This window comes from Brevundimonas sp. Root608 (assembly GCF_001427825.1).
Classification (GTDB): Bacteria; Pseudomonadota; Alphaproteobacteria; order Caulobacterales; family Caulobacteraceae; genus Brevundimonas.
Genome location: NZ_LMGT01000001.1, coordinates 1,035,112 through 1,061,335 on the forward strand (window position 1 = coordinate 1,035,112; position 26,224 = coordinate 1,061,335).

Annotated in this window: 21 protein-coding genes and 1 tRNA gene; 9 read left to right on the forward strand and 13 right to left on the reverse strand. The window is 69.9% G+C overall.

Annotated elements, in window-relative coordinates:
- Window positions 1-75 precede the first annotated feature (75 nt).
- Window positions 76-492 carry a hypothetical protein gene (locus ASD59_RS04945; protein ID WP_156376931.1) on the forward strand — a complete coding sequence of 139 codons (417 nt, stop codon included), beginning with the start codon at window positions 76-78 and terminating at the stop codon, window positions 490-492.
- On the opposite strand, the gene ASD59_RS04950 is transcribed toward ASD59_RS04945, so the two are convergent.
- Genes ASD59_RS04950 through radA form a run of 5 tightly spaced genes read right to left on the reverse strand, consistent with a single transcriptional unit; the run spans window position 489 to window position 5,188 of the window.
- Window positions 489-1,241, reverse strand: a complete 753-nt coding sequence (locus tag ASD59_RS04950; protein WP_055829118.1) for an SDR family NAD(P)-dependent oxidoreductase — start codon at window positions 1,239-1,241, stop codon at window positions 489-491. The two genes, ASD59_RS04945 and ASD59_RS04950, sit on opposite strands and share 4 nt — an antisense overlap.
- Before the next feature lie 37 nt (window positions 1,242-1,278).
- Window positions 1,279-1,623: a VOC family protein gene (locus ASD59_RS04955; RefSeq protein WP_055829121.1), complete on the reverse strand. Its 345-nt coding sequence runs from the start codon at window positions 1,621-1,623 to the stop codon at window positions 1,279-1,281.
- Between the two features lie 27 nt (window positions 1,624-1,650).
- Window positions 1,651-3,165 carry an amidophosphoribosyltransferase gene (purF, locus tag ASD59_RS04960; protein WP_055829124.1) on the reverse strand — a complete coding sequence of 505 codons (1,515 nt, stop codon included), beginning with the start codon at window positions 3,163-3,165 and terminating at the stop codon, window positions 1,651-1,653.
- A gap of 27 nt (window positions 3,166-3,192) precedes the next feature.
- Entirely contained in the window at window positions 3,193-3,789 is a 597-nt protein-coding gene (locus ASD59_RS04965) for a CvpA family protein (protein ID WP_055829128.1), read from the reverse strand.
- Between the two features lie 28 nt (window positions 3,790-3,817).
- Window positions 3,818-5,188, reverse strand: coding sequence for a DNA repair protein RadA (gene radA, locus ASD59_RS04970; RefSeq protein ID WP_055829131.1), 1,371 nt, complete (start codon window positions 5,186-5,188; stop codon window positions 3,818-3,820).
- A gap of 132 nt (window positions 5,189-5,320) precedes the next feature.
- Between radA and ASD59_RS04975 the strand changes: the two genes are divergently transcribed.
- Window positions 5,321-6,601, forward strand: a complete 1,281-nt coding sequence (locus ASD59_RS04975) for a Xaa-Pro dipeptidase (RefSeq protein ID WP_055829133.1) — start codon at window positions 5,321-5,323, stop codon at window positions 6,599-6,601.
- Window positions 6,602-6,604: 3 nt separating this feature from the next.
- Here the strand turns inward: ASD59_RS04975 and alr are convergent, their stop codons facing one another.
- From alr to ASD59_RS04990, 3 genes are all read right to left on the reverse strand, one after another.
- Window positions 6,605-7,639, reverse strand: coding sequence for an alanine racemase (gene alr / locus ASD59_RS04980; protein WP_055829136.1), 1,035 nt, complete (start codon window positions 7,637-7,639; stop codon window positions 6,605-6,607).
- 45 nt (window positions 7,640-7,684) lie between these two features.
- Window positions 7,685-8,767, reverse strand: a complete 1,083-nt coding sequence (locus tag ASD59_RS04985) for an ABC transporter ATP-binding protein (RefSeq protein WP_055829140.1) — start codon at window positions 8,765-8,767, stop codon at window positions 7,685-7,687.
- A gap of 92 nt (window positions 8,768-8,859) precedes the next feature.
- The gene (locus ASD59_RS04990; protein ID WP_055829143.1) at window positions 8,860-11,067 is read right to left on the reverse strand and encodes a DEAD/DEAH box helicase; all 2,208 of its coding nucleotides are present in this window, start codon (window positions 11,065-11,067) and stop codon (window positions 8,860-8,862) included.
- A gap of 187 nt (window positions 11,068-11,254) precedes the next feature.
- Between ASD59_RS04990 and ASD59_RS04995 the strand changes: the two genes are divergently transcribed.
- Entirely contained in the window at window positions 11,255-13,276 is a 2,022-nt protein-coding gene (locus ASD59_RS04995; RefSeq protein ID WP_162252105.1) for a pre-peptidase C-terminal domain-containing protein, read from the forward strand.
- Window positions 13,277-13,289: 13 nt separating this feature from the next.
- Here the strand turns inward: ASD59_RS04995 and ASD59_RS05000 are convergent.
- Together ASD59_RS05000 and ASD59_RS05005 are read right to left on the reverse strand one after the other, a co-directional pair.
- Window positions 13,290-13,364: transfer RNA gene (locus ASD59_RS05000), tRNA-Val, on the reverse strand.
- A gap of 56 nt (window positions 13,365-13,420) precedes the next feature.
- Window positions 13,421-14,104, reverse strand: a complete 684-nt coding sequence (locus ASD59_RS05005; RefSeq protein WP_055829149.1) for an HAD hydrolase-like protein — start codon at window positions 14,102-14,104, stop codon at window positions 13,421-13,423.
- A 66-nt stretch (window positions 14,105-14,170) separates the two neighbouring features.
- On the opposite strand from ASD59_RS05005, the gene glmU reads away from it, so the two are divergent.
- The 6 genes from glmU to ASD59_RS05035 all read left to right on the forward strand — a co-directional run bounded on the left by glmU (window position 14,171) and on the right by ASD59_RS05035 (window position 21,039).
- Entirely contained in the window at window positions 14,171-15,526 is a 1,356-nt protein-coding gene (glmU, locus tag ASD59_RS05010) for a bifunctional UDP-N-acetylglucosamine diphosphorylase/glucosamine-1-phosphate N-acetyltransferase GlmU (RefSeq protein WP_055829151.1), read from the forward strand.
- Window positions 15,523-16,209, forward strand: a complete 687-nt coding sequence (gene rpiA, locus ASD59_RS05015) for a ribose-5-phosphate isomerase RpiA (protein ID WP_055829155.1) — start codon at window positions 15,523-15,525, stop codon at window positions 16,207-16,209. Before glmU ends, rpiA begins: the two co-directional genes overlap by 4 nt.
- 277 nt (window positions 16,210-16,486) lie before the next feature.
- On the forward strand, window positions 16,487-17,866 hold the full coding sequence (gene gor, locus ASD59_RS05020) for a glutathione-disulfide reductase (protein ID WP_055829158.1): 1,380 nt from the start codon (window positions 16,487-16,489) through the stop codon (window positions 17,864-17,866).
- 202 nt (window positions 17,867-18,068) lie between these two features.
- The gene (locus ASD59_RS05025) at window positions 18,069-19,442 is read left to right on the forward strand and encodes a class II 3-deoxy-7-phosphoheptulonate synthase (protein ID WP_055829160.1); all 1,374 of its coding nucleotides are present in this window, start codon (window positions 18,069-18,071) and stop codon (window positions 19,440-19,442) included.
- Window positions 19,439-20,026: a prephenate dehydratase domain-containing protein gene (locus ASD59_RS05030; RefSeq protein ID WP_055829164.1), complete on the forward strand. Its 588-nt coding sequence runs from the start codon at window positions 19,439-19,441 to the stop codon at window positions 20,024-20,026. Before ASD59_RS05025 ends, ASD59_RS05030 begins: the two co-directional genes overlap by 4 nt.
- 230 nt (window positions 20,027-20,256) lie before the next feature.
- Window positions 20,257-21,039: a chorismate mutase gene (locus ASD59_RS05035; RefSeq protein WP_055829166.1), complete on the forward strand. Its 783-nt coding sequence runs from the start codon at window positions 20,257-20,259 to the stop codon at window positions 21,037-21,039.
- A 16-nt stretch (window positions 21,040-21,055) separates the two neighbouring features.
- On the opposite strand, the gene ASD59_RS05040 is transcribed toward ASD59_RS05035, so the two are convergent.
- From ASD59_RS05040 to ASD59_RS05050, 3 genes are all read right to left on the reverse strand, one after another.
- The gene (locus ASD59_RS05040; protein ID WP_055829169.1) at window positions 21,056-21,832 is read right to left on the reverse strand and encodes a DsbA family protein; all 777 of its coding nucleotides are present in this window, start codon (window positions 21,830-21,832) and stop codon (window positions 21,056-21,058) included.
- Window positions 21,833-21,854: 22 nt separating this feature from the next.
- Entirely contained in the window at window positions 21,855-23,270 is a 1,416-nt protein-coding gene (locus ASD59_RS05045; RefSeq protein ID WP_156376932.1) for a M48 family metalloprotease, read from the reverse strand.
- A 66-nt stretch (window positions 23,271-23,336) separates the two neighbouring features.
- Complete coding sequence (locus tag ASD59_RS05050; RefSeq protein WP_055829172.1) at window positions 23,337-25,985, reverse strand: Rne/Rng family ribonuclease; 2,649 nt, start codon at window positions 25,983-25,985, stop codon at window positions 23,337-23,339.
- Window positions 25,986-26,224 lie beyond the last annotated feature (239 nt).

The following is a 26,224-nucleotide window of genomic DNA, read 5'->3' on the forward strand; positions in this document are numbered from 1 at the left end:
ACCGGTCCCGGCGGCCTGTCTTTGACGCGCCGCCGGAAACGCCGTTACCCTGCCTCAACCTCGGGAGGGTTCCGGATGCTCAGGCTCATATTGTCTATCGTCGTCGGGGTGGCCATCGCCTTCGTCATCGTCATGGCTGGCGACATCCTGTCCCAGTCCATGGCCGCGTCGGCCGGGCCGGCTCCGACCGAAATGACCGACCGCGCGGCGATGGAGGCCTATATGGCCGGTCTGCCGACAGCGGTGTTCATCACCATGCTGGCGACATGGACCGTGGCCGCCTTCGCCGCCGCCGCCTTCGCGGCCCGCTTCGCGCGGCGCGGCGCCTGGGCGGGCTGGGTCGCCGCGGGTCTGTTCCTGTGCGCCACCGCCGCCAACCTGTTCCTGATCCCCCATCCGACGTGGATGGCGATCGCGGGCGTCGTGCTGGTCGTGGCCGCCGGCTGGATCGGCGCCAAGGCGGGTTCGACCGGCTTCCTGCGCGCTGGCTAGATCAGCGCCGCCACCGGCGGCCCGCCGCTCCAGTCCCTGAACTTCACCTCAAGCGCCGGCTCCAGATCGCCGCGCGCCAGCTCGACCATCAGCGGGCCGATGGCAGACGGATGCGGAACCTCCTCCGGGTCCTCGCCCGGATAGGCCTGGGCCCGCATGGCGGTGCGCATCCGGCCCGGATCGACGATGGCCACGCGCACCGGCGTCGACTCGATCTCGTCGGCCCAGCATTTGACCAGCGCCTCCGCGCCCGCCTTGGTCGCCGCATAGGCGCCCCAGAAGGCCTTGGGTGCGCTGGCCACGCTGGTGGTCACATAGATCGCCCGCCCGGCTTCCGACACCTTCAGCAGCGGCTCCAGCGAGCGGATCAGGCGATAGACGGCGGTGAAATTGGTCTTCTCGACCTTGGCCCATACGCGCGGGTCGGCATGGCTGACCGGCGTCAGGCCTGCGGCCCCCATGGTCGCGGCCGCCTGCACCCAGACGTCCAGCCGCCCGAACCGCTCGAAGATGGCCCCGCCCAGCCGGTCGATCGCGCCGCCGTCCACCAGATCGAACGGGATCAGGGTCGCGTGCTTGCCGGTCGCCGCGAAAATGGCGTCGTCCAGCTCCTCCAGCCCGCCCTGGGTCCGCGCCGTGGCGATGACGTGCGCGCCGGCCCGGGCCAGCGCCAGGGCGGTCTCATAGCCGATGCCGCGCGAGGCCCCCACGACGAGGGCGATGCGGTCTTTGAGGGGAAGGTCGGTCATGCCGGGCCTGATAGCCCGCCCGTCGGCCCGGCGAAAGTCAGAAGCCCGGCGCGGGTTGCCACAGGCTGAGGCTGACGCCCTGGTCGTCGCTGATCACGACCGAGCGTCCGGTCGAGCTCTCCGCCGGAACCGCCGCCTTGCCGCCCAGCTCGATCACCCGCGCGCACAGGGCGTCGAGGTCATCGACGCGGAAATACAGATGGGGAAACTGGCCGGGCCGCTCGGCCTTGGTGAAGCCGAACGCCGGCTTGCTGCCGGCGACATGGGCGTAGGTCGGGCCCGACTCGGTCTCGTTGAACGTCCAGCCGAACAGGGCCGAATAGAAGGCGCGCGCCTTGGCGACATCGTGGGTGTCGATGGTGAAATAGCCGAGCTGGACCATGCGACGCCTCCGGTGATCGTGTGAACCTTAAGCGCTGACCAGCAGGGAAAGTTGCCGCGCCGCCACCTCGCGCCCGCCTTCCTCGATCTCGCGATCCAGCAGGCGGGTCGGGTATTCGCCGGTGAAATAGTGGTCCGTGAACTGCGGATTGTGTGGGTCGCGCGGACCCGCCTCCATGGCGTCATACAGGCCGTCGACCGACAGGAAGCCGAGGGAGTCGACCTCGAGGAAGGCCTTCATCTCCTCCAGCGTCTTGTTGGCGGCGATCAGCTGGTCCCGCTCGGGCATGTCAATGCCGTAGAAGTCCGGCCACAGGATCGGCGGACTGGCCGAGCGCAGATGCACCTCGGTCGCGCCCGCCGCGCGGACGGCGCGCACCAGCTTCACCGACGTCGTGCCGCGCACAATGGAATCGTCGATCAGCACGACCCGCTTGCCCTTGAGCACCGAGGCGTTGGGGCTGTGCTTCATCCGCACCCCCTTCTGCCGGGCGCCCTGGCTGGGCTGGATGAAGGTGCGGCCCAGATAGTGGCTGCGGATGATCCCCATCTCATAGGGAATGCCGCTCTCCTGGGCATAGCCCAGCGCCGCCGGCACGCCGGAGTCCGGCACCGGCACGACCACATCGGCCTCGACCGCATGCTCGCGGGCCAGCTTCATGCCCATCCGCTTGCGCACGCCATAGACCGAACGGCCGTTCACGACGCTGTCAGGGCGCGAGAAATAGACGTATTCGAACAGGCAGGGCCGGGCCCCGCGGGTGGGGAAGGGCTTCAGCGACTTCAGCCCCTCGTGGTCGATCACGACCACCTCGCCATGCTCGACGTCGCGCTCGAAGGTCGCGCCTATGGTGTCGAGGGCGCAGGTTTCCGACGCCAGCACCCAGGCCTCGCCCAGACGGCCGAGGACCAGCGGGCGGATGCCCAGCGGGTCGCGGGCGCCGATCAGCTTGGAGCGGGTGGCGCAGACCAGGGCGTAGCCGCCCTCGATCCGGCCGATGGCGTCGATGAAGCGGTCGACGATCTTGGCCTTACGGCTCCGCGCGATCAGGTGAAGGATGACTTCCGAGTCCGAGGTCGACTGGAAGATGGCCCCTTCGCCGACCAGCTGGTTCCGCAGATAGAGGAAATTGGTCAGGTTGCCGTTGTGGGCGATGGCGATGCCGCCCTGGTCCAGATCGGCGAACATCGGCTGGATGTTGCGCAGGAAGCTGCCGCCGGCCGTCGAATAGCGGGTGTGTCCCACGGCCGCCGTGCCCGGCAGACGCTCGGGCAGGTCCGCGCCGCCGAAGGCCTCTCCGACGAGACCCATGTGGCGCTCGGTGTGGAACCGGGTGTCGTGGACGCTGGCGATGCCGCAGGCTTCCTGGCCGCGGTGCTGCAGGGCGTGCAGGCCCAGGGCGACGACGGCCGAGGCCGCATTCTTTTCGGTCCCCCAGACGCCGCAGACGCCGCATTCGAGGCGCGGACGGTCGTCGTCCGCATCGCGGTGATGCGCCCGGTGGACGACCGGGTCGGCGATGGAATGCTCAGGGCGGCTCATCGTGGGGCTCCGATGAAGCGGGGAACGCTAGCGTGCGGCGGACGGCGGCGAAGTATTGTCTCTTTGGGGCGGGGGCAAGGCTTTGTCTTCGGAAAACCCTTTGCTCACGGACGAAGTCACGACCGGGGTCAGGGCGTCGGCGCCCCGGCCGATGCCCGGAAGCACGATCTGGATCAGCCGCGCGGCGCCCGCCGTCACCGGCCGCAGGGCCGCCTCGCTGAGCCAGCGCGGCATCTTCTCGCCCGGCATGGCCGCGACGATGACCAGATGGATGGCCCCCAGCAGCACCAGGGAGCGGGCCGCGCCGATGAAGATGCCGAGGATGCGGTCGACTCCGCCCAGCTGCGGATGCGCCTGCGCCCGCTTCGACAGGATCGAGCCGAACAGCCGGATGCCGAAATAGATCGCCAGGAAGGAAACCACGGCCGCCGCCATGGTCCCCATCCAGTCCGGATTGACCAGGGCGCGTCCCAGCGGCGCCGTCAGCGGCAGGGCGACCAGGGCGATGAAGGCCGCCAGCACGAAGCTCAGCAGGGTGATCAGCTCGCGCGTGCCCCCGCGCACCCAGCCGGCCGCGGCGGAGGCGAGGATGACCAGAATGGCGATAACGTCGAAACCGGTCATGCGCGCTCGAACTGAAGTCGGTCCGACCTCAATAGCGGTTTTGCGAGATTCGTTCGACCGCTTCGGTCAATCGCGTGACGGAGGTCACCTTGACCCCCTTGTCCTTCACCGTCAGCGGCGGCGTCAGGGCCTGGTCGAAGCCCAGCTTCTGGGCCTCGCGCAGCCGCGCCTCGGCCCGGCCCACCGCCCGCACCTCGCCGGACAGGCTGATCTCGCCGAACACGACGCAGCCCTGGGGCAGGGGGGTGTCGGTCGCCGAACTGATCAGGGCCGCGGCGGCCGCCAGATCCGCCGCCGGCTCATTGATGCGCAGGCCCCCGGCGACGTTCAGATAGACGTCCTGGTCTCCGAACCCGAAGCCGCAGCGCGCCTCCAGCACGGCCAGCACCATGGCCAGCCGCCCGGTGTCCCAGCCGACCACCGCCCGGCGCGGCGTGCCGTAGGCCGATTTCGACACCAGCGCCTGCATCTCCACCAGCACGGGCCGCGAGCCCTCGATGCCGGCGAACACCGCCGCCCCCGGGGCTCGGTCCCGGCCCTCGCCGAGGAACAGGGCCGACGGATTGGCGACCTCGCGCAGACCCGCGTCGCCCATCTCGAACACGCCGATCTCGTCGGTGGCCCCGAAGCGGTTCTTGCCGGCCCTCAGGATGCGGAACGGATAGCCGCGCTCGCCCTCGAAGCTCAGCACGGCGTCGACCATATGCTCGACCACGCGCGGTCCCGCGACCTGGCCGTCCTTGGTCACATGGCCGACCAGGACCACCGCCACGCCCTGCGACTTGGCCAGCCGCACCATCTCGCCGGCGCAGGCCCGCACCTGGGTCACGGAGCCCGGTCCGGCCTCATGGGCGTCGGACCACAGGGTCTGGATGGAATCGACGATGACGATGTCGAATTTCTCGCGCTTCAGCGTCCCCAGGATGTCCCGCAGCGCCGTGGCCGAGGCCAGTTCCACGGGCGCCGTCTCCAGCCCCATCCGTCTGGCCCGGGCGCGGATCTGTTCGACGGCTTCCTCGCCCGAAATATAGGCCACGCGCCGCCCCGACAGGGCCGCGCGCCCGGCCACGTCCAGCAGCAGGGTCGACTTGCCGACGCCGGGATCGCCGCTCAGCAGGATCGCCGACCCCGGCACCACCCCGCCGCCGCAGACCCGGTCGAATTCGGCCACGCCGGTGATGATGCGCGGCGGCTCGGGCGTCTCGGACTGCAGCCCCTCGAACTGCACGCCCCGCCCGCGCCCGGCCGCGCTGGTCGCCGGCTTCATCGCCCCCGGCGGCGCCGCGCGGCTCTCCTCGACGATCGAGTTCCACTGACCGCACGCCCCGCACTGGCCGGACCACTTGCCGTGGACCGCCCCGCAGGACTGACAAACATAGATCGCACCGTCTCTCGCCATGCCTCCGGCTTACAGGAGTCGCGCGCGGCGGGGCAGGGGGCAGGCGAGGGGGTGCGTCCGGAATTGACGTAGGCTCTCCGGTTGCCCGGGCGACTGCTCCATGCAAGCTTCGCCGACCCTGGGGAGAACACCATGCTGCACCGTCTGGCCGCCGCCGCCCTCGCTCTCACGCTGGGCCTCGCGGCGCCCGCCCGCGCCGACACCCTGGTGGTCACCGCCGCCCGCATGGTCGATGTCGAGCGCGGCCGCTATGTCGACAATCCCGTCGTCGTGGTCGTCGACGGACGCATCACCGCGGTCGGGACCGCCGTCCCGGCGAACCTGCCCGCCGACGCCCGCCGTCTCGACCTGCCGGGCCTGACCCTGCTGCCCGGCCTGATCGACATGCACGTCCATCTGGCCGGCACCCCCTATGTCTCGGGCTTCAAGGTTCTGGAGTACGCCGACGATTTCGAGACGGTGCTCCAGGTCCCCAACGCCCGCGCCAATCTGATGGCGGGCTTCACCACGGTGCGGAATCTCGGCGGCCCCGACTTCGCCGACGTCGCCCTGCGTCAGGCCATCGACGCCGGCTTCGTCGAGGGGCCGCGCGTCATCCCGGCGGGCGTCTCGTTCGGCGCCACCGGCGGCCATTGCGACGAGACCGGCCTGCCGCGCTCGCTGGCCCGGGCCAATGACTACAACGCCGACAGCGTCGACGCCGCCCGCCACAGCGTGCGCGAGGTGCGCAAATACGGGGCCCAGGTGATCAAGGTCTGCGCCACCGGCGGCGTCTTCTCGCGCAACACCGAGCCGGGCCAGCAGCAGATGACCCTGGCCGAACTGACCGCCGTGGCCGACGAGGCGCATATGTGGGGGCTGAAGGTCGCCGCCCATGCCCACGGCGCCTCGGGCATCGCCGACGCCATCCGCGCCGGCATCGACACCATCGAACACGCCTCGCTGATCGACGCCGAGGGCATCCGTCTGGCGGTCCAGCGCGGGACCTGGCTGTCGATGGACATCTACAACACCGACTTCACCCAGGCGACGGGCACGGAGTTCGGGGTCACCGAGGACAATCTGCGCAAGGACCGCGAGATCGGCCAGTTGCAGCGCGACAATTTCCGCGCCGCCCACCGCGCCGGGGCCCGGATGGTGTTCGGCAGCGACGCCGCCATCTATCCGCACGGCCAGAACGCCCGGCAGTTCGCCGTCATGGTCGAATACGGCATGACCCCCGCCGAAGCGATCCGCGCCGCCACCTGGAACGCCGCCCAGGCCCTGGGCCGGGAAGGGGATGTCGGCGCCATCGTCACGGGCCGCTACGGCGACCTGATCGCCGTCTCCGGCGACCCGCTGGCGGACGTGCGGATGCTGGAAACCGTGCCCGTGGTGATCAAGGGCGGAGCGGTGGTCCGGGACGCGCGCTGAGTTTCAGACGCAGACGCGGGGAACCCGCGCCGTGACCGAGGTCAGCAGCTCATAGGCGATGGTCCCCGCCGCGCCGGCCGCGTCGTCCAGCGCCCGGTTGGGGCCGAACAGCTCGACCCGGTCGCCCACCACGACATCCAGACCGGTGACGTCGACGGCGCAGACATCCATCGACACCCGTCCCAGGATCGGTCGCAGTTCGCCCGCGACAAAGACCAGACCCCTGGGGCTGTAAGCCCGCAGCACGCCGTCGGCGTAACCCGCGGCGCAGGTGGCGATCCGCGTCGGCCCGCTCGCCACGAAGCCGCGCGAATAGCCGACGCTCTCGCCCGCCGGAACCTCGCGCACCTGCAGCACCTCGGCGGCCAAGGTCGCCACCGGCCTGATCCGCGCGTCCGGCCGTCCCTCGGGCCCGCCGCCGTACAGGCAGATGCCGGGCCGCAGGGCGTCGAAGGCATAGTCGGGGCCCAGGAAGGCCCCGCCCGAATTGGCGAACGACCGCACCGTTCCCGGATAGCGCGCGGCCGCCGCCGCGAAGGCGGCCCGCTGCCGCGCGTTCATCGGCTCGGCCGGATCGTCGGCGCAGGCCAGATGGCTCAGCACCAGATCCAGCCCCTCGAAGGCGTCCGGCGCGTCCTCGACGCGGAAGCCCAGCCGGTTCATCCCGGTGTCGATCTGCAGCCCGGAGGGGCCGCCGCCGGAGTCCCGCCATTCGGCCAGCTGCGCGCCGGTGTTCAAGACCGGCTTCAGCCCGGCCGCCCGCAACCGCGCCGCCCGTCCGGTCAGGCATCCGTCCAGCACATAGATGGCGACATCGGGACCGAGCGCGGCGCGCAACCGCTCCCCCTCGCTGGTCCGCGCCACGAAAAAGGTCCGCGCCCCCTCGGCTGTCAGCCGCGCGGCGCAGGCCGCGGCGCCCAGTCCATAGCTGTCGGCCTTGACCACCGGATGCACGGGCGCGCGCCCGGCCGCCTCCAGGGTATGGAAGTTCGCGGCGAGTGCATTCAGGTCGATGGTCAGGGTGGCGGGCGCCGGCATCCCGCCATCTATGGCGACCCGCTTGTGCGATGCAACAAGCGGCGCCTAAAGCCGGGCGAAGGCCTCGCCCTCGGCGTCGAACAGATGCGCCTGGTCCGCGGGGACCTTCAGGCTCAGGGTCTCGCCCGCCGCGGGCCGCACATCGCCCGGCAACAGCACTGTCACCGGCGCCTCCCCCGCCGTCAGATAGGCGTAGGTGGCGTGGCCCAGGGTCTCGACGAAGGTCACGGCGGCCCGGATCGCATCGCCCTTGCCCGCCGTCGTCAGATGCTCGGGCCGTACGCCGAGCGTGACCGTGTCGCCGGCCCTGGCCCGGGCCGCGTTGACCGCCACCTTCAGCGTTTCGCCCGCCGCGGTCCGCACCGTCGCACCTTTCGCCGTGGCGCTGACGATCTCGGCGGGCAGCAGGTTCATCTTCGGGCTGCCGATGAACTCGGCGACGAAGAGGTTGCGCGGCCGTTCGTACAGATCCATCGGCTTGCCGACCTGTTCGATCCGCCCGGCGTTCAGCACCACGATGCGATCGGCCAGGGTCATGGCCTCGACCTGGTCGTGGGTGACATAGACCATGGTCGTTTTCAGCCGCTCGTGGAGGCTGGCGAACTCATAGCGCATCCGCACCCGCAGGGCGGCGTCGAGGTTGGACAGCGGCTCGTCGAACAGGAAGACCTGCGGCTCGCGCACGATGGCCCGGCCGATGGCGACGCGCTGACGCTGGCCGCCGGACAGGGCCTTGGGCTTGCGGTCCAGATAGTCGGTGATGTTCAGCGTTTCGGCCGCGCCGCGCACGCGCCGGTCGATCTCGGCCTTGTCGGCCTTCGCCAGCTTCAGCCCGAACGCCATGTTCTCGTAGACGCTCATGTGCGGATAGAGGGCGTAGGACTGGAACACCATGGCGATGCCCCGGTCGGACGGGCCCAGGTCGTTGACGACCTTGCCGCCGATGGCGATGTCGCCCCCGGTCGCCTCCTCCAGACCGGCGATGGTGCGCAGAAGCGTGGACTTGCCGCAGCCCGACGGCCCGACGAAGACCACGAACTCGCCGTCCGTGATCTGCAGATCGATGCCCTTGAGAACCTCGGTGGTCCCGAAGCTCTTGGTCACGCCGGTCAGCCTGACGTCCGCCATATGTTTCCTGCCCGCAGCTTCTTGTTTTGCAGTCACCGTAAACGGTTACAGGAGCGGATCAATCCTCGGCTCGGGGAGCCGAAGGGCAGGGGTCAGCGGGGTGTCTTGCCCTTGTAAGGCGCCCTGGCCTCGGCAGGCTTGCCGCGCGCGTCCCTGGCCGCCCACGGACGGTCGCCGCCCTTGGGCTTGCCCTTCCACGGCTTGTCGCCGGCGGCGGCCGGAGCAGCCTCGGCGTCGGAGCGCGGCGTCCAGGGCGTCTTGCCCTCGACCGGGGGCTTCTTCACCCACGGCTTCTTGCCCTCGGGCGTCGGATCGTTCGGGGTGCGCTTGACCCAGGGCTTCTTGCCCTCGGCGGCCGGAGCAGGGGCCTCGTCGCGCTTCACCCACGGCTTCTTGTCGGGCTGCGGGCGGTCCTCGCGGGCCTTCCAGGCCGGCTTGTCGCCGGTGTCCTCGCGCTTGACCCAGGGCTTCTTGCCTTCAGCGGCAGGCGCGGCGTCGTCGCGTTTGACCCACGGCTTCTTGGCGCCCTCGGAACGGTCCTCGCGCGGCTTCCAGGCCGGCTTGTCGCCGCCTTCCTCGCGCTTGGCCCACGGCTTCCTGTCGGGGCGGTCGCCGCCGGCGGGCTTCTTGTCCCAGCGGCTGACGGGCTTCTCCTGCGGACCCGGCTTCACGGCCGGATCGATCTTGACGCCTTCCTCGAGGCCCAGGGCGATGGCGGCCTCGAACTTGGCCTGCATCTCCTGGGTGATCTCGAACTTGGTCTCGCGTTCGAAGATCTTGATCGAGCCGATGTCGCGCTTGGTGACGTGGCCCAGACGGCAGATGGTCGGCATCAGCCATTTCGGGTCGGCGTTCTTGTCGCGGCCGATGTTGATCCGGTACCAGACCATGTCGCCGCCGCGGGCGAAGTCCGTGTACGGAACATCGGGCTGGCCCTTGTCGTTCTTGCCGGTCTCCTGCTGGCGCTTCATGCGGTCGTCGTCATAGACGTCTTCCGGCGCCGGCAGCTTCTGCTGGTACAGGCGGATCAGGGCGGCCGCGATCTGCTCCGGCGTGCTCTTCTCCAGCAGCTGCCGGCCCAGGGCCAGCGTGTCCTCGTCCTCGACCGGCGCGGTCAGGACGGGATCGGCCAGCATGCGCTTGCGGTCGTTCTCGAGGATCATGTCCGCCGAGGGCGGGCCCGACCATTCGGCCTTGATCGAGGCGGATTGCAGCATCAGCTCGACCTTGCGGCGGCGCGTATAGCTGACCAGCAGGACCGAGACGCCCTTCTTGCCCGCGCGGCCCGTACGGCCCGAACGGTGCAGCAGGCCGGCCTTGTTGACCGGGATCTCGGCGTGGATGACCAGGCCCAGATCGGGCAGGTCGAGGCCGCGGGCGGCCACGTCCGTGGCCACGCAGACCCGGGCGTGTCCGTCGCGCAGGGCCTGCAGCGCTTCCGAGCGCTGGCTCTGGGTCAGTTCGCCCGACAGGCCGACGACCGAGAAGCCGCGCTCGCGCAAGCTCGACGTCAGATGCTTCACCCGCTCGCGCGTATTGGCGAACACCAGGGCGCCGGGGGCCTCGAAATAGCGAAGCACGTTGACGACGGCCAGTTCGACCTCGTTCGGTGCGACGCGGATTGCCTTGTATTCGATGTCGGCGTGCGAGGCGTTGCCGGCCACGGTGTCGATGCGCAGCGCGTTCTTCTGATAGGTCTTGGCCAACTGCACGATGTCGCGCGCCAGCGTCGCCGAGAACAGCAGGGTCCGGCGCTCGGCCGGGGCGGCGTCGAGGATGAAGGTCAGGTCTTCCTGGAAGCCCATGTCCAGCATCTCGTCGGCCTCATCCAGCACCACGGCCTTCAGGGTCGACAGGTCCAGCGAGCCGCGCTCGACGTGGTCGCGCAAACGGCCCGGGGTGCCGACGACGATGTGACAGCCGCGGTTCAGGGCCTGACGCTCGACCTTGGGGTCCATGCCGCCGACGCAGGAGACGATTCGCGCGCCGGTCTGTGCGTACAGCCACTGAAGCTCGTTCGAGACCTGCAGCGCCAATTCACGGGTCGGGGCGATGACCAGGGCCACCGGCGCGCCGTACTCGGCGAATTTCTCGGCCTCGCCCAGCAGGGTGGGGGCCAGGGCCAGGCCGAAGGCGACGGTCTTGCCCGAACCGGTCTGGGCGCTGACCAGCAGGTCGCGGCCCGAGCCGTCCTCGTTCGGTGCGGCGTCCAGAACGGCGGACTGGACCGGCGTCGGCTCGGCATAGCCGCGTTCGGAAAGGGCGCGATCAAGCGCGGGATGACTGGCGGGGAAAGGCATGGGCAGTCCGTAAGGCGCCAACGCGGCGCGCGCCAGTCTCGCCCCGGGGAAGGGGCGACCGGCGAAGGGCGGGGTGTGTGCGCCCGGAACAAGGCCGAAGGGTGGCCCTGCCTGTTTCGGACCTCAGCGAATGACCGCTGACAGACCGTCGTTTCGCGGGCAGAGTGCCCTTTCGGGGGATCTCATGTTGAAAACCATACTCGCCGCCACCACCGCCCTGACGCTCGCCTCCATGACCGGCGTCGCCTGGGCGCAGGAGTTGACCCCGCCGCAGAGGCCGGTCGGGAGCCGGCCGGCCTCGCAACAGACGCCGGGGCCGGGCGCACAGGGCGCGGTCGCACTGACCAGCGGGCGGCCCGTTCGCGGCCAGCTGGCGCGGGGCGACGACACCCTGCAGAGCGGCGAATACGCCGACGAATTCACATTCACGGTTCGACGCGGCCAGACCTATGAGCTCACGCTCTCGTCTTCGGCCTTCGATCCCTATCTGCTGGTGCGGGGGCCCGGCGGGCTCAGCGAAGACAATGATGACGATCCGGCCGCGCGCGGCTCGCACGACAGCCGGATTCGCTTCACCGCCCCGGCCAATGGCCAGGTCGAGGTCTCGGCGACCAGCTATGAGCCCGGCGAGACGGGGGCCTACACCCTGACGCTGGGCGGCGCCGCGGCGCCGGCCGCGTCGTCACAGGCCGCCGCCACGACCCCGGACCGCCCCGTTCGCCTCGGCCAGACGCTGGATGGCCGGCTCGCCGCGGGCGACCGCCAGCTCGACAGCGGCGAGTACATCAACAGCTATGTGCTGCGCGGGCGCCGCGGACAAACGCTGGACCTTCGGCTGACCTCGACGGCCTTCGATCCCTATGTCGGCATCAGCGGCCCCGGCGGCTTCTCGGCCTTCAACGACGACGACCCCGCCGTGACCGACGGGCGCAACAGCCGTCTGGTCGTGACCCTTCCTGCCGATGGCGACTATCGCATCACCGCCACCAGCTACGCCTCGGGCGAACAGGGGAGCTACCGGCTGGCGGTGCTGGACGGAGCCGGGGCCGCGACGCCGCCCCCGGCCGCAGTGCGCCCGTCCGAACGCGCTTCGGCCAACGGCGGGATCACCATTGGCCAGACCGTCAGCGGCTCCCTCGACGCGGGCGACGACACTCTGGATTCGGGCGAATACGTCGACAGTTTCCGCTTCACGGGCCGTCGCGGCCAGCGCGTGGCGGTGGAGCTGACCTCCTCGGCCTTCGACGCCTACACCATCCTCAGGACCCCGTCGGGGGACCAGCAGGAGAATGACGACGCCCGCGACGGCGGACACGACAGCCGGCTCGACACCGTCCTGGCCGAGGACGGCGAATACGAGGTCATGGTCACCTCCTACGCCCCCGGCGAGACCGGCTCATACCGCTTCAGCGTCAGCCCCAGCCTCGGCTCGCCGCGGCAGGCCTCCGTGCAGGGCGGGGCGCGGGTGTTCGCGGTCATGGTCGGGGTGTCCGACTACGGCGGGGCGCAAAGTCCCCTTGAGTTCACCGACGAGGACGCCCGCAAACTGGCCGAAACCCTGCGCGCGGACGGGTCGCTGAACGACGCCAGCCTGGTGCTGACAAACGCCGAGGCCACGGTCGCCGGCGTGCGCCGCGCCTTCGCCAGCGTCGCCGCCCAGGCGGGACCGCAGGACACCTTCCTGTTCTTCTTCTCGGGCCACGGCGACCAGTCGGACGCAGCGGTCAGCGGGCTGGAGCCGGATGGCAAGTCCGAATCCATCGTGCTGCGCGACGGCCAGATCAGCGACACCGAAATGGCCCGGCTGTTCGGCTCCCTGCGCACCCGGCTGTCGCTGCTGGTGATCGATTCCTGCTTCTCGGGCGGCTTCGCCCGCAACGTCGTCGATCGGCCCGGCGTGATGGGGCTGTTCAGCTCGGAAGAGGACCTGACCAGCGCCGTGGCCGACAAATTCCAGGCCGGGGGCTATCTGTCCCACTTCCTGCGCGCGGGCATGGGCGGCGAGGCCGACGGAGACGGCGACCGGCTGGTGACCGCCGGCGAGCTCACCACCTATCTGCGCCGCCAGTTCCGGGAACAGGTCGAGAACGTCGAATCCGAGACCCAGGACGGCCAGCGCAACTACCAGAACCTCGTCGTCGACCGGGGCGGGGTGCAGATCGACGACGTGATCGTGCGGCTGCCGGCGGCGGCGGCTGGGGCTCAATAATCTGGAAGGGTGATGGTGGATGCGACAGGGATTGAACCTGTGACCCCCTCGGTGTGAACGAGGTGCTCTCCCGCTGAGCTACGCATCCATCAATCGCGGAGGCGGCGACATAGCCCGGGCTTTGGCGCCACGCAAGACGTCAGATCAGGCGATCAATCGGCTGATCGTGGCGTGAAGCTCGTCGAAATGGGCGATCACGGCGTCCGCGCCCAGCTCGGCGGCCGGGATGTCGGTATAGCCGAAGGTCGTCAGGATGCAGGGCACGCCGGTCGCGCGGGCGGCGTCCAGATCGGTGATGCTGTCGCCAACCATGATGGCCCGGACGGGGTCGCCGCCGGCCAGGAGCACCGTCTCGCGGATATGGGCCGCGTGCGGCTTCTTCGCCGACACCGACTGCGGCCCGCAGATGACGGCGAACCGGTCGGACAGGCCGATGGCGTCGAACAGGGCGACGGCCAGATCTGTGGGCTTGTTCGTCGCCACACACAGGATGGCGCCCCGCGCCGCCAGATGGTCCAGCGCCTCGACCGATCCCGGATAGGCCGTGCTGTGGTCGGCGATATGTTCGAGATAGTCCGCGAGGAAGGCCTTGAGCAGGGCCGGGGAGGCGGCTTCATCCCAATGGGCGCCCGCCGCCTCGAACCCGCGCTTCAGCAGGGCGACGGCGCCGTGGCCGATCAGGTTGCGGGCCGCCTCGAGCGGGACGGGCGGCAGATCCTGCTGCGCCAGCAGCCGGTTCAGCGTCCCCACCAGGTCAGGGGCCGTCTCCACCAGCGTCCCGTCCAGATCGAAGGCCAGGGTCCAGCCTTCGAGGTCGCGCGTCGTCATTGGCGTCTCCCGCCGGCCGCCGTGATGGGCTAGACCGCTGGCGACGACTAGCCGCCGGACCGATTCATGACCAGCACCGCCCATCCGAGAGCCGCCATCATCCTCGCCGCCGGCCAGGGAACGCGGATGAAATCGGCCCTGCCCAAGGTGCTGCACCCGGTCGGCGGCCGCGCCATGCTGGACCACGCCATCGACGCCGCCGAGGCCCTTGGCTGCGAGCGGATCGTGGTGGTGGTCGGCGCCCATTCGCCCGAGGTGCGCGACCATGTGGTCAAGCGGCTGGGCGAGGACGCCATCGCCGTCCAGGACCCGCCGCTGGGCACCGGCCACGCGGTCCGCGCCGCCGAGGCCGTGCTCGGCGACTTCGTTGGCCAGGTCGTCATCACCTATGGCGACGTACCCCTGCTGCGCGCCGCCGACATCGAGCCCGTCTTCGCCGCCCATGAGGGCGTCACGGTGATCGGTTTCGAGGCCCGCGACCCGGGCGCCTACGGCCGGCTGGTCATGGAGGGCGACACGCTCGCCGCCATCACCGAGGCCAAGGAGGCCTCGGCGGAAGTGCTGGCGCTGACCGCCTGCAACTCGGGCGTCATGGCCGCGCCGGTCGGCCTGCTGTTCGAACTGCTGGCCGAGGTGAAGAACGACAACGCCAAGGGCGAATTCTATCTCACCGACGTGGTCGAACTGGCCCGCAGGCGCGGCGCCCCGACGCGCGCCGTCTTCGCCGACGAGGACGCCGTCATGGGCGTCAACGCCCAGGGCGAGCTGGCCGTGGCCGAGGCCCTGTTCCAGAAGGTCCAGCGCGAGACCTTCCTCGCCGCCGGGGTCACCATGCCGGCGCCCGAGACGGTGCATTTCTCGTTCGACACCGAGGTGGGCGGCGGAACCACCATCGAGCCCTATGTCGTGTTCGGTCCGGGCGCAAAGATCGCCTCCGGCGCCCGCATCCGCAGCTTCAGCCATATCGAGGGCGCGACGATCGCCACGGGCGCCGAGGTCGGCCCCTACGCCCGCCTGCGGCCCGGCGCGGATCTGGGCGAGGGCGCGAAGGTCGGAAACTTCGTCGAGGTGAAGAACGTCCGTATGGGCAAGGGCGCCAAGGCCAACCACCTGGCCTATCTGGGCGACGGCGAGGTGGGGGCGAAGGCCAACATCGGCGCGGGCGTGATCTTCTGCAACTACGACGGCTTCTTCAAACACCGCACGACGGTGGGCGAGGGGGCCTTCGTCGGCTCCAACAGTTCGCTGGTGGCCCCGGTGACCATCGGCGCGGGCGCCATGGTCGGGTCGGGCTCGGTGATCACCCGGGACGTGGCGCCGGGCGATCTGGCGCTGGCGCGGGGCGAGCAGTCGGCCAAGACCGGCTGGGCCGCGCGCTTCATGGAAAAGATGCGGGCGAAGAAGGTGTTGAAATCGAAATGAGCGCGGACGATCAGAAACGCCGGTCGGGCGAGGCCGCCGCCCTCCGGGTCGAGGCCGGCATGGTCGTCGGCCTCGGCACCGGCTCCACCGCCGCCTGGTTCGTCAAGGCGCTGGCCGCCCGGAACCTGGCCGGCCTGCGGTGCGTGCCGACCTCGGAGGCGACGGCCGAACTGGCGCGCGACCTGGGACTGACGCTGTCGACGCTTGAGGACACGCCGCGCATCGACCTGACCGTCGACGGCGCCGACGAGATCGGTCCCGGGCTGGCCCTGATCAAGGGCGGCGGCGCGGCCCTGCTGCGCGAGAAGCTGGTCTGGGAGGCGTCCTCCCGCTGCATCGTCATCGCCGACAGCGCCAAGGTGGTGAAGACCCTGGGCGCCTTCGCCCTGCCGATCGAGGTCGTCGCATTCGGTCACAAGACCACGGCCAACCGCATCGCCGACGTGCTGTCCGATCACGACATCGCCATGCCGGCGCGCGTGCGCACCGCCGAGCGCGGACTGGTCCGCACCGACGGCGGCAATCTGATCTATGACGCGAAATGTGGAGCCATCCATGATCCGGTCCGCCTGGCCGACGACCTCAAGCTGATCACGGGCGTCGTCGAGCACGGCCTGTTCCTCGATCTGGCCGATGAGGCGATCATCGGTGGGGATGACGGGGTAGAGGTTCTCGCGCCTTGAGACGGGGCTCGGTCCGGCTGGACCTGCCGTGCTTTATGGCTCTCAACACGCCATGGTGGCTGGCGCGCGCCAACTTCGTGACCTGGCTTTCCGCGATCCCCCTTGCCCTGGTCGGGTACCGCTGGCCGCTGCTCCCGTTCATGGCGTGCGTCGCGTTTAACTTCGTCTGGGGGTACCGGGCATGGAGGGCGGCGGGGCGACCGGCGATTGACGAGCCGCCAAGCCTAGTATTTCGAGCGGGCCTGCTTAAGTCGCTCTGGCCACCACGGGACAGCAAATGAGCCAGTACGACTACGACCTCTTCGTCATCGGCGCCGGCTCGGGCGGGGTGCGCGCGGCGCGGCTGACGGCGCTGGGCGGCAAGCGCGTCGCCATCGCCGAGGAGTTCCGGGTCGGGGGCACCTGCGTGATCCGCGGCTGCGTGCCGAAGAAATTCATGGTCATGGCCTCGGACTTCGCCCACCAGTTCCATACGGCCGAGGGCTATGGCTGGACCGTCGACGCCAGCTTCGACTGGCCCAAATTCATCCAGGCCAAGGATGTCGAGATCGCCCGCCTGTCGGGCATCTACGCCGCCAACCTCGGCAAGGCGGGCGTCGACCTGATCCACGGCCGCGCGGTGCTGAAGGACGCCCACACCGTCGAGATCGTCGGCAAGGACCAGACGATCACGGCGGAGAAGATCCTCATCGCCACCGGCGGCCGCCCGTGGATGCCGCAAGAGGTGCCCGGCATCGAGCACGCCATCTCCTCGGAGGAGGCCTTCCACCTGCCGGAGCTGCCCAAGCGCATCCTGATCGCGGGCGGCGGCTACATCGCGGTGGAGTTCGCCGGCATCTTCGCCGGGCTCGGGGTCGAGACCACCCTGATCTATCGCGGCCCCAACATCCTGCGCGGCTTCGACGACGACGTCCGCGCCCATCTGGCCGGCGAGATCGAGAAGCGCGGCATCAAGGTCATTCTGGGTTGTCAGCATTCGGCCATCGAGAAGACGGCGACCGGGCTGCTGAACAAGCTCGAGAACGGGCATGAGATCGAGACCGACGTGGTCATGTTCGCCACCGGCCGCGTTCCGCATGTGAAGGATCTCGGGCTCGAGGCGGCCGGCGTGAGCCTGAACGACAAGGGCGCGATCCAGGTCGACACGCTGTCGAAGACGACCGCCGACAACATCTGGGCCATCGGCGACGTCACCGACCGGATGAACCTGACTCCGGTCGCCATCCGCGAGGCCGTGGCCTTCCACGAGACCGTCTACCGCAACAACCCTCAGCATTTCGACTATGAGGCGGTCGCCACCGCCGTGTTCAGCCAGCCGCCGGTCGGCACGGTGGGTCTGTCCGAGAGCGAGGCGCGGCATTCGTGCCCGGGCGCCGTCGATGTCTATGTCACCCGCTTCCGGCCGATGAAATACGCCTTCACCGGCTCGGACGAGCGGATGCTGATGAAGCTGGTGGTCGACGCCGAGAGCCAGAAGGTCGTCGGCGTCCACATCGTCGGCCCCGAGGCGCCGGAAATGATCCAGCTGGCCGCCATCGCCGTGAAGGCCGGCCTGACCAAGGCCCAGTGGGACGCCACCTGCGCGGTCCACCCGACCATGGCCGAGGAACTGGTCACGCTGAAGGAAAAGCAGTCCACCGACACCTCGGCGGGGTAGGGACGTCCAATACTGACGTACCGGTCTGTCGGTCTGCCGCGATAGCTCGGGGCTGAGCTCGAGGAACAGGCGAGGTGGCGGGCATCGGATGAGACTCATGAGACTGCTTTTTCTCACCGGCGCGGGCTCTCGCGCGCGCCGGACAGACGCCTGCGACACGGCCTTCGTTGTCCCGGGCGGTGCGAGCGCCTATCCTTAGGGCATGAGTACGCGCTGGACCCCCGATAGCTGGAGACAAAAACCCGTCGTGCAGATGCCGACGGACTATCCGGACATGGCCGCGCTTGGCCGCGTGGAGGACGAGCTTCGCGCCCTGCCGCCGCTGGTCTTCGCCGGCGAGGCCCGCCACCTGACCGCCAAGCTCGCGCAGGTGGAGGCGGGCGAGGCCTTCCTGCTCCAGGGCGGCGACTGCGCCGAGAGCTTCAAGGAGTTCTCGACCGACAACATCCGCGACACCTTCCGCCTGATCCTGCAGATGGCGGTGGTCCTGACCTTCGCCGGCGGCAAGCCGGTGGTGAAGGTCGGACGCATCGCCGGCCAGTTCGCCAAGCCGCGCTCGTCCTCGCTGGAGACCATCGACGGAAAGACCCTGCCCAGCTACCGCGGCGACATCATCAACGGCATGGCTTTCACGCCGGAAGAGCGCGTGCCAGATCCGCAGCGGCTGCTGCGCGCCTACAACCAGTCGGCCTCGACCCTCAACCTGCTGCGCGCCTTCGCCGGCGGCGGCTACGCCGACCTCTACAACATCCACCGCTGGACCATGGGGTTCGCGGCCGACAGCGCCTACGGCCACAAATACCGCGAACTGGCCGACAAGATCACCGAGGCCCTGGCCTTCATGGAGGCCGTCGGCGTCACGCCCGAGAGCCATCCGGACCTGAGCCGGGTCGAGGTCTTCACCAGCCACGAAGCCCTGCTGCTGAACCTCGAGAGCGCCCTGACCCGCCTGGACGGTGCGACCGGCGAGTGGTTCGACACCTCGGCCCACATGGTCTGGATTGGCGAGCGCACCCGCCAGCTGGACGGCGCCCACATCGAGTTCGCGCGCGGCATCAGGAATCCGATCGGCCTGAAATGCGGGCCGACCATGGAGCCGGACAATCTGCTGCCGCTGATCGACGCCCTGAACCCGGACAACATCCCGGGACGCCTGACCCTGATCGGCCGCTTCGGCGCGGACAAGGTCGGCGACCGCCTGCCGCGCCTGATGAAGGCGGTGAAGGCCGAGGGTCGGCGCGTGGTCTGGTCCATCGACCCCATGCACGGCAACACCCTGAAGGCCGGCAACGGCTACAAGACCCGGCCCTTCGAACGCATCCTCGCCGAGGTCCGCGGCTTCATCGACGTGGCCGAGGCCGAAGGCGTCCACCCCGGCGGCGTGCATCTCGAGATGACCGGCCAGAACGTCACCGAATGCCTCGGCGGGGCCCAGGCTTTGACCGAGGATGACCTGTCCAGCCGCTACCACACCCACTGCGATCCGCGCCTCAACGCCGATCAGGCGCTGGAACTGGCCTTCCTGGTCGCCGAACGGCTGAAGGCGGGCCGTCAGGCGCGATCGGAGGCGGCATGAGCATGGAGGGCGTCGGCAGGCCCGCAGGGGACGAAGCGGGCGGACGCTGCGCCTACCAGGGCGCCCCGGGGGCCTTCAGTCACGAAGCCTGTCTCGACCTTCGTCCGTGGGACGAGGCCGTCGCCTATGACTCGTTCGAGGGCGCCCTCGCGGCGCTGAAGTCCGGCGAGGTCGGCTGCGCCCTGATCCCGGTCGAAAACACCTCCGTCGGCCGGATCGAGCCGGCGGCGTCCCTGGTGGAGGCCGCGGGACTGAACATCGTCTCCGAGGTCTGGCGTCCGATCCGCCTCGCCCTGATGGCGCCGTCGGGCGCGACCCTGCGCAGCGTGAAGACGGCCGAGAGCCATCCGATCGCCCTGCGCCAGTGTCCGGACTCTCTCGCGGCCCTGGGCCTGACGCCGGTCGAGGCCTTCGACACGGCCGGCGCGGCCCGCGCCGTGGCCGAAGCAGGCGACCTCACCCGCGCCGCCGTGGCGCCCACACGCGCCGCCGAGGTCTATGAACTGTCGATCCTGCGCAACGATATTCAGGATTCGGAAGACAACCGGACGCGTTTTGTCCTTCTCAGCGCCCATCCGGCTTGACGCGGCACGATCCGTGCGCCCTTTGAGCGGCATGGTCCGCCCGCAAGCCATCGCTGCGACTGCCTCCGCCCGCGTTTCCGCGGCCGCGGACCTGTATTTCTACGGCTTTCGATACGCCGGCTGAGGCGTCCGGGACATCGTCCTGACGGCCTCGCCGGCGACCGCCCCGCAACGGGGCGGCGGCCCGCAAACCCCCACAGCGCCGTGACCGAAACCGAAAGCCCTCTCCCGTGCCCCATTTCCGTACCAACCCCGCCCTCCAGCAAGTCTGGCCGACCGCCGTCGCTGCGGTCACCGACATCTCGCCCGAACACATGGCCCTGGCGGCCCTGCGTCACGAGATCGATCACCTCGACGACGAGCTGCTGGCCCTGTTCGAGCGCCGCCTCGCCATCGCCGCCCGCGTCGGCCAGGCCAAGGACGCGCCCGCCGGCCCCCATGTGAAGCTGCGCCCCGACCGCGAACAGGCGGTGCTGGCGCGAATGCTGGCCAAGGCCCGTCCCGACAACCGCGAGGCGGTGGAATCCCTCTGGCGGCAGATCGTCGGCTGGGGTCTGGCGCGTCAGGGCCGGATCAAGGTCCAGGTCTGGTCGCCCATCGAGCCGACCCGCGCCTTCGATGGCGCCCGGCTGCGCTTCGGCGCCGCCGCCGGGATGCGCGCCGTCCATGATCCCGAGGCCGCGCTGGCCTGGGCCGCGGAAGGCCACGGCGTCGCCGTGCTGGCGGTCAACGCCGACAGCGCCTGGTGGATCGGCCTGCGCCGCGACTGGTCGATGCTCAGCGTGTTCGACGGTTTCGGCGGCGCGACGCCGACAGCGCTGGCGGTCGGGCGGATCGATCCCGCGGCCCTGCCGAGCGGCCGGCGCGTCCTGGTCGTCGCCGGCGGAGACGCCGGCGACGGGGGCGACATCCGTCGGCGCGGTCTCGCGACCCACCACGGCTGGACCCTGTCGCTGACCGACGCCGCCCTGCCGGTCGGCGGCGACGAGGGCTGCGTCGGCGCGATCGGCTAGGACCGAAGAAGTGGGCTCAGGCCGCCTTGGCCGCCCGGATGGCGCGGTCGATGTCGGCGGGCTGGATGCTGGCGCTGGCGCGGCCGTTGATGAAGAAGGTCGGGGTGCCGAGCAGGCCGAGGCCCGAGGCCGAGGTCTGGACGTCGGCCAGATGCCGCGCCGTTTCCGGGCTCGACATCGCCGCCTGTGCGGCGGGGCCCGCGATGTTCGCGGCGAGGATGCGGTCGACCGCCGCCTTGTTCAGAGCAGGTTCGGCCATCAGGGCCCGGAACACGGCCAGATACTTGCCTTCGCGGTGCGCGGCCTGGGCGGCGCGGGCGGCGTAGTGCGAAACGTCGTCGGTCCCGCGGTCAAGGATCGGCCAGTCCTTGAACACGAACCGCACGTCCGGGTGGGCCTGCATCAGACGCAGCACATCCGGCGCCGTCGCCTTGCAGCCGGGGCAGCGGAAATCGAAGAATTCGATCACCGTGACCTTGGCGTCAGCCGGCCCGAAGGCTGGGTCCTGCGCGCTGACGGCCAGCAGCGAGGGACTGGCGGCGGCGCGCTGATTGATCGCATCGGTGCGCGCGCCGTCCTCCTTCGCCTGGAGCGCCGCGCTGACCTCCTGCAGGATTTCCGGATTCTTCAGCAGATAGGCCCGGACCCGCCCGTCGAAATCGCCCCCGGAGACATAGGGCGCCGCCGCCAGTCCCAGGGCGACAAGGGACACGGCCATGGCCGCCATCGCCGCGCGGGGACGGTCGAAGAAGCCGCGGTCTGGCGCGGGCGTCGGGTCTGGCGCGTCGGTCATGGGAGTCTCGGTAAGGAGGAAGTCAGCCCGCGGCGGGGATGACGCCGCCGCGGTCGCGGCGGCTGTTGCGGCGGTCGACGTCGTCGATGTCGTCCTGGGTCGCGCCCGAGGCGAAGACGATGTCCATGGCGCGGGTCCATTCGGCGGTGCCGGGGGTCAGCATGTCGCGGGCGCGCAGGGCGAACTGGGTCGCCTGCTGTTCGGCGCCCATGGCGAAATACATTTCGGCTGAGGCCAGGCGGGCCTCGCCCTCCCTGTTCTGGCTGGCGTAGGCCTGGCTCAGCAGCCGCCAGCCCAGGGTGTTGTCATGCTCCAGGGCCGTGGCGCGTTTCAGCTGGTTGACGGCCTCGTCCAGCTTGGCCGGGTCGCGGGTTTCGATCAGGGCGTGGGCCAGGTTGATGCGCAGCAGGGGGGCGTCGGGCTTCAATTCGACGGAACGCTGGTGGGCGCCGATCGCCTCGGCGGGCCGGCCTTCCTCGAACAGGATCTGGCCCTTGAGTTCCCAGAAATAGGGGTTCTCCGGCTGTTCGGTCAGGAACACCTCGACCGCGGCCAGCGCCCTTTCGGTCTGGCCGTCGCGATACAGGGCGATGGCGCGGGCGTAGCGCGCCGGCAGGGATGTGTCGCTCTCCGGATAATCGCGCAGCGTCTGGTTCGGCGCGTCCATGAAGGCGTGGATCTTGGCCAGGATCAGCGCGTGTTCGGCGACACGTTCAGGGCTGTCGCGATGATCGTAATTTGACTGTTCGGCCACGAAGCGGCGCAGGTTCTCGATCCGCTCCGACGACAGGGGGTGGCTGCGGAAATAGGGATAGCGCCGCTGATCCGAGAACACCTCCTGCGCGCGGAAATTCTCGAAGAAGGTGACCAGACCGCGACCGGACTGCCCCGCGTTCTGGAGCGCCCGCGCGCCGGTGTTGTCGGCCTCGCCTTCCTGATGGGTCATGTAGCGCAGCGCGTTGAGCGTGCCGAAATACTGGCTGTTGCCCAACAGGACCGCGCCGGCGTCGGGCGCGCCGGCCGCGATCGCGAGCGCGCCGAGCGCCATGGTCATGAGCATGGGCTGCATGCCCGCGCCCTGGGCCCCGTCGCGCAGGGTGTGGCGGTTCTTGATGTGCCCGGCCTCGTGGGCGATCACGCCCAGCAGTTCGTTGGCGCTGCGCGTCTTCAGGATCAGGCCGGTGTTGACGCCCAGGATGCGCCCGCGCGTGGCGAAGGCGTTCAGGTCGTTTTCGCTGATCAACAGGATTTCGATCTCGGACGGCTCGAGCCCCATGGCGGTGAACACGGGGTCCGACCACGCGTGGATGATGCCCTCGATCTCGGTGTCGCGAATGGCGCTCTGGGCCGTGGCGGGCGACGCCGCGGCCAGCACGAGGCCGACGGCGGCGATGGCGCCGGACAGCCGGGCGGCGGCGTTTCGGGACAGCCAGTTCACTGCGAACTCCTCATACCCAAGTCTGCGCCCCCGCCCGGCCGATGGTCACTACCTAATCACGGCCATTCAGCGGCGCCACCATCCGCGCTTCGGCTTCTCTGGCGGAGCCACGATCTGGTTCGGGTCTTCCGCGATCAGGGCGGCGACATCGACCTCGGGCTGCGGCGGTGCGACGCGTTCGACGACAGGAGCGGGCGCGGGCTCCGGCCTGACTGGCGCCTCGGCTATCTCGACCGTGGCTTCGGCGGGCGTGACGTCGAGCACCGCGGGCGCGGCTTCCGGCTCGGCCTCGTTGGGCTCGATCGGCGCGGTGACGGCTTCGGCCTCCGACGCGGCGGTTGCGCTGGCCGAGACCTTGCGGCGGACGCGCCGGCGCTTGGGCTCTTCCGCGATGGCGACCGGGGCGACGTCGGCGTCGTCGATGACCACGGCCATCGGCGTATCGACCGAACCGTCGGGCGGCATGCCCTCGTTGGTGGCGCGGGTCTCGACCTTGGTCTCGTGGGTCAGGCCCTGTTCGCTGCCGCGATCGCGACCGCGACCGCGTCCACGACGACGGCGCGAGCGGGGACCGCGTTCGCCGCCGATCTCGCCCTCGGGCCGTTCGCCGACAACCTCGTCGACATCGCCGGCCGGAGTGGCGTCTGCTTCAGCGCGCGGCTCGGTGCGTTCGGGATTGATGGGATCGAACCAGACGTAGGGGTCCTCCAGCGACGGCGTGCGGCCGCGCACCCAGTTGAATCCGTCGCGCTCGCCGCCCTCTTCCCGCACACGGCGACCGCCGCGGCGTCCGCGCCGGCGGCGGCGGCCGTTCTCGCTGTCGTCGTCGTCCTCGCCGGCGGCGAGGGCGGGGGCCACAGGCGCGGCCTCGTCCGTCGAGGCTTCGGCGCCGTCACGGCGTCCGCCGCGACGGCGACGGCCGCGGCCCCGGCCGCCTTCGCCCTCGACGCGTTCGGTCCGCTCGCGGGGTTGGTCGTCGTCCGTGTCCTCGCGGTCCAGGGCGTCGTCGTCGGCGATGATTTCTTCGTCGTCCTCGTCCTCGTCCTCGAAGGCGCTGTCGTCGAAGTCGTCGTCGAGGTCGATGAAGGCTTCGGGCCGTTCCTCGGGGACGAAGTCCTCGTTGGTTTCGGTGCGCTCGAGCGAGTGATCGCCCTGGCCGAGGGTGTCGTCGATCAGGATGACGACGTTCAGGCCGCGCTGGGCCAGCAGGCGCTGCAGATAGTCGCGCTTGTGGTTCAGGATGTAGAGGGCGACGGCGGTGCACAGGCGCAGGTTCACCGAGCCCGCGCCGTTCTTGCCGGCCTCGATGTCGACGGCGCGCAGGGTCATCAGCGCGGCGCTTTCGGCCGAGCGGACGCGTCCGGCGCCCTGGCAGTGCGGGCAGACCTCGGTCGCGCCCTCGATGACGCCGAGGCGGCGGCGCTGACGGCTGATCTCCATCAGGCCGAAGCCCGAGATGCGGCCCATCTGGATACGGGCCCGGTCCTTGGCCAGCGCGTCCTTGAGCACCTTCTCGACGGTGCGGTTGTTCTTCGACTCATCCATGTCGATGAAGTCGATGACGATCAGGCCGGCGAGGTCGCGCAGACGCAGCTGGCGGGCCGCCTCGACGGCGGCTTCCATGTTGGTCTTGGTGGCCGTGGCCTCGACGTTGCGTTCCTTGGTCGAACGGCCGGAGTTGACGTCGATGGCGACCAGCGCCTCGGTCTGGTTGATGACCAGATAGCCGCCCGAGGGCAGGGGCACGACTGGCTGGTGGATCTGGGTCAGCATCTCCTCGATGCCGTTGGTGGCGAACAGCGGCCGCGCGCCCTGGTACAGATGCACCTTCTTCGACTGCGAGGGCATCAGCACGCGCATGAAGTCGCGCGCCTCCTTGAAGCCCTCGACGCCCTCGACCTGGATGCCGTCGAAATCCTTGTCGAACATGTCGCGCACGGCGCGGCGGACGAGGTTTTCTTCCTCATAGATGACCGAGGGCGCGTTGGACTTCAGCGTCGTTTCGCGAATGGTTTCCCACAGGCGCAGCAGATATTCATAGTCGCGCTTGATCTCTGCCTTGGTGCGTTTGGCGCCGGCGGTGCGGATGATCAGGCCCATGCCCTGGGGCACGTGCAGGGCGGCCGCGGCGGCCTTCAGGCGCTTGCGGTCGGTGGCCTGGGTGATCTTGCGCGAGATGCCGCCGCCCTTGCCGGTGTTGGGCATCAGCACGCAGTAGCGGCCGGCCAGCGACAGCCAGGTGGTCAGGGCCGCGCCCTTGCCGCCGCGCTCGTCCTTGACGACCTGGACCAGCATGACCTGACGGCGCTTGATGACGTCCTGGATCTTGTAGCGACGCATCAGGCGGCGTTTCAGCCGCTCTTCCTCGGCCATGCCGCCTTCGGATTCGTCGTCGCTTTCGCGGGCGTGTTCGTCGTGCTCGTCGTCCTCCGAATGCGCTTCGGCCATGATGGCTTCGCGGTCGGCGACGGGGATCTGATAATAGTCGGGGTGGATCTCGCTGAAGGCGAGGAAGCCGTGGCGGTTGCCGCCGTATTCCACGAACGCAGCCTGCAGGCTGGGCTCTACGCGAACGACCTTGGCGAGATAGATGTTGCCGCGAAGCTGGCGCTTCGCGCGGGATTCAAAGTCGAATTCCTCGACCTGGCGGCCCTCGACGATGGCGACGCGGGTTTCTTCCGCGTGCGCTGCATCGATCAACATGGTCTTTGACATGGAAAGTCTCTCTCTGGCGCGCTCGGCCATCCCCGCGAAGGGGGCAGGCGGCTCGCCGAATGGGATGGGGGGCGGACGCAGACGCAATCCCGTCGCCGCGGCGAAGGCCGCGGGCGAGGTCGGTTGTTTCAAACCGGAAGGGAGCGCAGGCGATAAGGCCCATGGGGGTTCGTACGGTCCTGGGGCCGGACGCGCCGTCTGAGGGGCGTCCCGGTCCCGTCTTCAAACCGGTGGGGGCA

What these genes read in the sequence shown, in the direction of transcription:
- ASD59_RS04965 (WP_055829128.1), bottom strand. Translation starts at nt 3,789, where the DNA reads ATGACCGGTTTCGACGTTATCGCCATTCTGGTCATCCTCGCCTCCGCC.
- ASD59_RS04945 (WP_156376931.1), top strand. Translation starts at nt 76, where the DNA reads ATGCTCAGGCTCATATTGTCTATCGTCGTCGGGGTGGCCATCGCCTTC.
- ASD59_RS05040 (WP_055829169.1), bottom strand. Translation starts at nt 21,832, where the DNA reads ATGACCGACGCGCCAGACCCGACGCCCGCGCCAGACCGCGGCTTCTTC.
- alr (WP_055829136.1), bottom strand. Translation starts at nt 7,639, where the DNA reads ATGCCGGCGCCCGCCACCCTGACCATCGACCTGAATGCACTCGCCGCG.
- gor (WP_055829158.1), top strand. Translation starts at nt 16,487, where the DNA reads ATGAGCCAGTACGACTACGACCTCTTCGTCATCGGCGCCGGCTCGGGC.
- glmU (WP_055829151.1), top strand. Translation starts at nt 14,171, where the DNA reads ATGACCAGCACCGCCCATCCGAGAGCCGCCATCATCCTCGCCGCCGGC.
- ASD59_RS05005 (WP_055829149.1), bottom strand. Translation starts at nt 14,104, where the DNA reads ATGACGACGCGCGACCTCGAAGGCTGGACCCTGGCCTTCGATCTGGAC.
- ASD59_RS04975 (WP_055829133.1), top strand. Translation starts at nt 5,321, where the DNA reads ATGCTGCACCGTCTGGCCGCCGCCGCCCTCGCTCTCACGCTGGGCCTC.
- ASD59_RS04985 (WP_055829140.1), bottom strand. Translation starts at nt 8,767, where the DNA reads ATGGCGGACGTCAGGCTGACCGGCGTGACCAAGAGCTTCGGGACCACC.
- ASD59_RS04950 (WP_055829118.1), bottom strand. Translation starts at nt 1,241, where the DNA reads ATGACCGACCTTCCCCTCAAAGACCGCATCGCCCTCGTCGTGGGGGCC.
- purF (WP_055829124.1), bottom strand. Translation starts at nt 3,165, where the DNA reads ATGAGCCGCCCTGAGCATTCCATCGCCGACCCGGTCGTCCACCGGGCG.
- ASD59_RS04990 (WP_055829143.1), bottom strand. Translation starts at nt 11,067, where the DNA reads ATGCCTTTCCCCGCCAGTCATCCCGCGCTTGATCGCGCCCTTTCCGAA.
- ASD59_RS04955 (WP_055829121.1), bottom strand. Translation starts at nt 1,623, where the DNA reads ATGGTCCAGCTCGGCTATTTCACCATCGACACCCACGATGTCGCCAAG.
- radA (WP_055829131.1), bottom strand. Translation starts at nt 5,188, where the DNA reads ATGGCGAGAGACGGTGCGATCTATGTTTGTCAGTCCTGCGGGGCGGTC.
- rpiA (WP_055829155.1), top strand. Translation starts at nt 15,523, where the DNA reads ATGAGCGCGGACGATCAGAAACGCCGGTCGGGCGAGGCCGCCGCCCTC.
- ASD59_RS05050 (WP_055829172.1), bottom strand. Translation starts at nt 25,985, where the DNA reads ATGTCAAAGACCATGTTGATCGATGCAGCGCACGCGGAAGAAACCCGC.
- ASD59_RS05025 (WP_055829160.1), top strand. Translation starts at nt 18,069, where the DNA reads ATGAGTACGCGCTGGACCCCCGATAGCTGGAGACAAAAACCCGTCGTG.
- ASD59_RS05030 (WP_055829164.1), top strand. Translation starts at nt 19,439, where the DNA reads ATGAGCATGGAGGGCGTCGGCAGGCCCGCAGGGGACGAAGCGGGCGGA.